This window comes from Paenibacillus sp. N119s, assembly GCF_059447605.1.
On the sequence record NZ_JCAJRU010000325.1, the window covers coordinates 1 to 4365 of the forward strand.

Annotated in this window: 5 protein-coding genes; all 5 read left to right on the forward strand. The window is 45.2% G+C overall.

The genetic code is table 11. The features are described from left to right. Positions 1–225 precede the first annotated feature (225 nt). On the forward strand, positions 226–1617 hold the full coding sequence (bcaP, locus tag AC5V8P_RS23765) for a branched-chain amino acid transporter BcaP (protein ID WP_064797094.1): 1392 nt from the start codon (positions 226–228) through the stop codon (positions 1615–1617). Positions 1618–1786: 169 nt separating this feature from the next. Then, a complete protein-coding gene (locus tag AC5V8P_RS23770; protein WP_064797095.1) occupies positions 1787–3037 on the forward strand; it encodes a YCF48-related protein in 1251 nt (416 codons plus the stop codon). A gap of 151 nt (positions 3038–3188) precedes the next feature. Next, the gene (locus tag AC5V8P_RS23775) at positions 3189–3368 is read left to right on the forward strand and encodes a hypothetical protein (RefSeq protein ID WP_063210535.1); all 180 of its coding nucleotides are present in this window, start codon (positions 3189–3191) and stop codon (positions 3366–3368) included. A 188-nt stretch (positions 3369–3556) separates the two neighbouring features. Beyond that, the gene (locus AC5V8P_RS23780) at positions 3557–3952 is read left to right on the forward strand and encodes a DUF2500 domain-containing protein (protein WP_013371386.1); all 396 of its coding nucleotides are present in this window, start codon (positions 3557–3559) and stop codon (positions 3950–3952) included. Positions 3953–4086: 134 nt separating this feature from the next. Further along, positions 4087–4365 (forward strand): SDR family NAD(P)-dependent oxidoreductase (locus AC5V8P_RS23785; RefSeq protein ID WP_495473930.1); only part of this gene is annotated, 279 nt, incomplete at its 3' end.

Below are 4365 nucleotides of genomic sequence, written 5' to 3' on the forward strand. Positions count from 1 at the left end.
TCATCTCCTTCTCGGGTTGTATACCTTTTCATTTTGGGATATTACTTTAAAATTTATGTTTCTGACTTAGTGTACCGTATATAATTACCCGCAGTAAAGAAATATGACATTTTTCCTTGACTTCAAAGGCTAGCTCGCTAATAATTAATCGAACGATAGGAACATGCACTAAAGCGTTGCAGCATCGATATTGACGTAAGAAATTATGGAAAGAGGATTAGTAATATGGACTTATTTCGAAAAAAGACAGACTTGCTCCCGCATGAGGAAAGCGGATCTACAGGTCGCTTAAAGAGAACCATGGGACCTTTTGATCTCACCATGCTGGGAGTAGGATGCATCATCGGAACAGGGATTTTTGTTATTACTGGCAAGGCAGCAGCAGAAAATGCAGGTCCCGGCTTGATGCTATCTTTTGTTATTGCAGGGATTGCCTGTGTACTGGCGGCCTTGTGCTATGCAGAGCTTTCCTCTACAGTTCCCGCGGCAGGGAGCGCTTATGCATATAGTTATATTGTATTTGGAGAAGTTCTGGCCTGGGTACTGGGTTGGGACTTGATTCTGGAATATGGAGTGGCGGCCGCCTCTGTGAGTAGTGGCTGGTCTGCTTACTTTCAAGGCTTACTGGCCGGATTTGATATCCATCTACCGTTAGCTTTAACCGCAGCCTTTGATTCGACCAAGGGGACCGTTATTGATCTGCCAGCCGTATGCATCATCATGCTTATCACACTATTGCTAAGTCTGGGAGCCAAGGAAACGGTTCGGTTCAACTTTATAATGGTTTGTGTCAAAGTTGGGGTTGTACTGTTGTTTATTGGGATTGGAATCTTTTACGTTAAGCCTGCCAACTGGACACCATTTTTGCCTTATGGATTCTCCGGTGTTTTGAGTGCTGCGGCAATCGTATTTTTCGCTTATCTGGGATTCGATGCTATCTCAACGGCAGCCGAAGAAGTACGCAATCCGCAGCGGAACATGCCCATCGGCATTATCGCCTCTCTGGCGATTTGCACAATACTGTATATTGCTGTTTCCGTTGTACTAACGGGAATGGTACCTTATACGCAGTTGGGCGTTAGCGACCCGGTTGCGTTTGCTCTTCGCTTTATTCATCAGGATTTTGTAGCAGGATTAATTTCACTCGGTGCGATTGCGGGAATGACGACTGTTTTACTGGTGCTGTTGTATGGTCAAACGCGATTAATTTTTTCGATGTCACGCGATGGTCTTTTACCCGTTTTTTTATCTAAGGTAAATACCAAAACTCAAACACCGATTCGAAGCACATGGTTGGTGGGCAGCATTATTGCATTGGCCAGCGGATTGTTTCCGTTGCACGCACTGACCAATCTGACAAGTATTGGGACCTTGTTTGCTTTTGCTGTAGTTTCGGTTGGAGTCATTGTTCTGCGTAAGACACGCCCAGATTTGAAAAGAGGGTTTACCGTACCATGGGTTCCGTTACTCCCACTTCTGAGTGCTTTGGTTTGTATCGGTCTGATGCTTCAGCTTCATATCAGCACCTGGATCGGATTTATTGTGTGGCTACTACTCGGATTACTGATTTATTTCTTCTATGGGTATCACAAAAGTTTGTTGAACCGTAAATCCTGATCACTTTTATCTTAGTTTAAAATAAGCCGGTATCCTGCACTTTTGTGAAGGAGCCGGTTTTTTTTGTCATTGCGCGAAAAGTGTCACATAGGGTCGTTTATGGTATAATTCTGTTTCAGATAAGCTTTTGGCACGTGATTACCGCATGCCATCGAGGGAGGACTTTGATATGAAACTGCGCTGGCGTGCGCTCTTGGGAGGAGCAGTGCTATTGACGGGCATCTTGCTAACGTCCTGTTCTACTGAAACCCCAAAAACTGTAACTAAACCTCCGATTGAGGAACCAGATGACCAGGGACAGACGATAACTATTAATCCGCCGATAACCCCAAAGGCAGGGGATCCAAACGCAAAATATGTGGTACAGACACGAATTGCGGATTTCCATTTAATCGATAACAATAAAGGGTTGGTTTGGGGAGTTACCCGTAATGAGCTTCGGCTTTATGATACTCATGATGGTGGGAAAACGTGGAATAATATTTCCCCCTCCGAAAACGTCCAATTTCAAGATAAGCTTGAATATGGCAAGGATATCAGTTTCACAGATTCCCGTCACGGTTGGGTCGTCCGTCAAAATCTGGACCAAACTGCAACGGTCATTCTAAGAACAGCGGATGGAGGGCAGAGTTGGGATGTATCAGCACTACCTAGCGGAGCCCATGTAAGCTCGATACAATATGTAAATCCTACCACAGGCTGGATCATGGCTTATACCAAATTGAATGAGCATGATCAACAAAAAATGCTGTATCACACCACGGACGGAGGAGCCACGTGGAATAAAGTTGCGCAGAGCTCTGGTATGACATCCAACAAATCAGGCTCAGGTTTACCCGATCAAGGCAGTATGGTAGGGATGAGCTTTTCTCCTGACAATCAGGGTTTTGTGGCGATCAATATGGACAGCAAGGTGAAGTTGTATAAAACTACGAATCAAGGAAAAACGTGGACCCCAGTTGCTAACAGCATGCAGGGTTGCCCTCAGGCCAAGGCAGAAGCTCAGCAGTCTCTTGAAGGCAACAGTTCCTCATTTTGGATTCCGGTTCTCTGCTATGGGGATAAAGGTGTAAAATATAGTGGACTGTTTACGAATAATACAGGAACACAATGGAACGATGTGTCTTTAGGTCTGAGTAGTAATAGTAGTTCTATAACTCCCGGGCGTACCTTCCTAAGTGGTAAGGAAGGATGGGTCCTAACCGATAACGGAATGAGCCGTACAATGGATGGAGGGAAGACGTGGATCAGTCTCAAAGGCAATAAGGTGCTGCCTTCGAAGCTAAAAGACTATCCGCGATCAGTCAAGGTGCGTTTTGCTTCTTCATCGGTAGGTTGGCTGCTTTTGGAACGACTCGACGACAAGAAATCACTGCTTTTAAAAACAACAGACGGCGGTGTGAACTGGAAAATTTTATAATCACGAAAAACGTAATTGCCCTGGGAAATACCCCAGGGCAATTTATTTTTAAAAAATTTAAATTTTATATGATAATATGTGAAAAAAATCACAAACCAACAAATGAGCCACTGTTATACTAAACCTGTAAACAACGATAGGAGTGATAATCATGAGAGCGAATCAGGATCATATGTTAACCCAATACTACCTTCAATTTTGTTACACTTGTCAGGATGCCTACGGTTGCACGACTGAAGAGGACTGCAAGCAATGCGCAGAGCGTTACGCCGAAGAAGAATATGAAGTTCTGGATGAAACACAACGTTATCTCCAACTTGTACATGTGTAAATCGATGAGCTATTCTGATATCGCCATATCTTGAGCCTCCCGGATTATTCCGTGGAGGCTCTTGGCGTTCTTAAGGGTTGCTATCAAATTTGGGCGGTAACATACATATACTGTTACCGAAGGCTAAAGGCAGGTCAGGATGCCCGGTGGTTTCTCTGTGGAATGCCTGGCGGAGAGGAGTGCGGTGCATGGGATTTGAGTCATTATGGATGTTCGATTGGCTGGGTACGGTATTGCCCGTATTTTTCGTAGTTGTGTTGGGTATTGTCGTGTTGTCTGCGGGCAGGGAAGTCATGGAATGGAGCAGGAACAAACGACAGCCTGTATTGACGGTGGGTTCCCGAATTACGGCCAGAAGGACACATCTCCAGCAAAGGCGCCAGGAGGAACAAGGGACTCGGACGTATACCTTTTATTATGTAACCTTTGAGGTGGAGAGTGGCGACAGAATGGAGTTCAAGGTATCTGGGGAAGAATACGGTCAATGTGCTGAAGGGGATGAGGGACGGCTTACTTTTCAAGGTACAAGGTATATCGGGTTTCAGCGTCTTAATCGCTATAGTTTGGAGCAGGTAAAAATGTAGAATTCAGTCAAAATGTTCATGGTCATTTAACAGCCTTCTGCGAGGAACCAGGGTAGGGGGCTGTGCATGTTTCTTGTACGGCATATTTTGGTACATATATACTAAAACAGAGTAGTGCAGAGGAGGAATGAGTCGTGTCATTTGAAGGACAAGTTGTTATAGTAACAGGAGCAGCGCATGGCATCGGTAAAGAGGTCGCTTTTGCCTACGCTGCTCAGGGGGCCAGAGTCGTGTTTGCTGACCACAATGAGGAAGAAGGCGCCGCAGCTGCAGCTGCAGCCCGGAACGAAGGCCATCAGGCCATTTTTATTCCTTGTGATGTGCGCAAGGAAGAAGATCTTGTAGCGCTAATCCGTGCCACGGAAGAAGAATACGGTACGATTCATACGCTGATTAACAATGCAGGCGTGTCC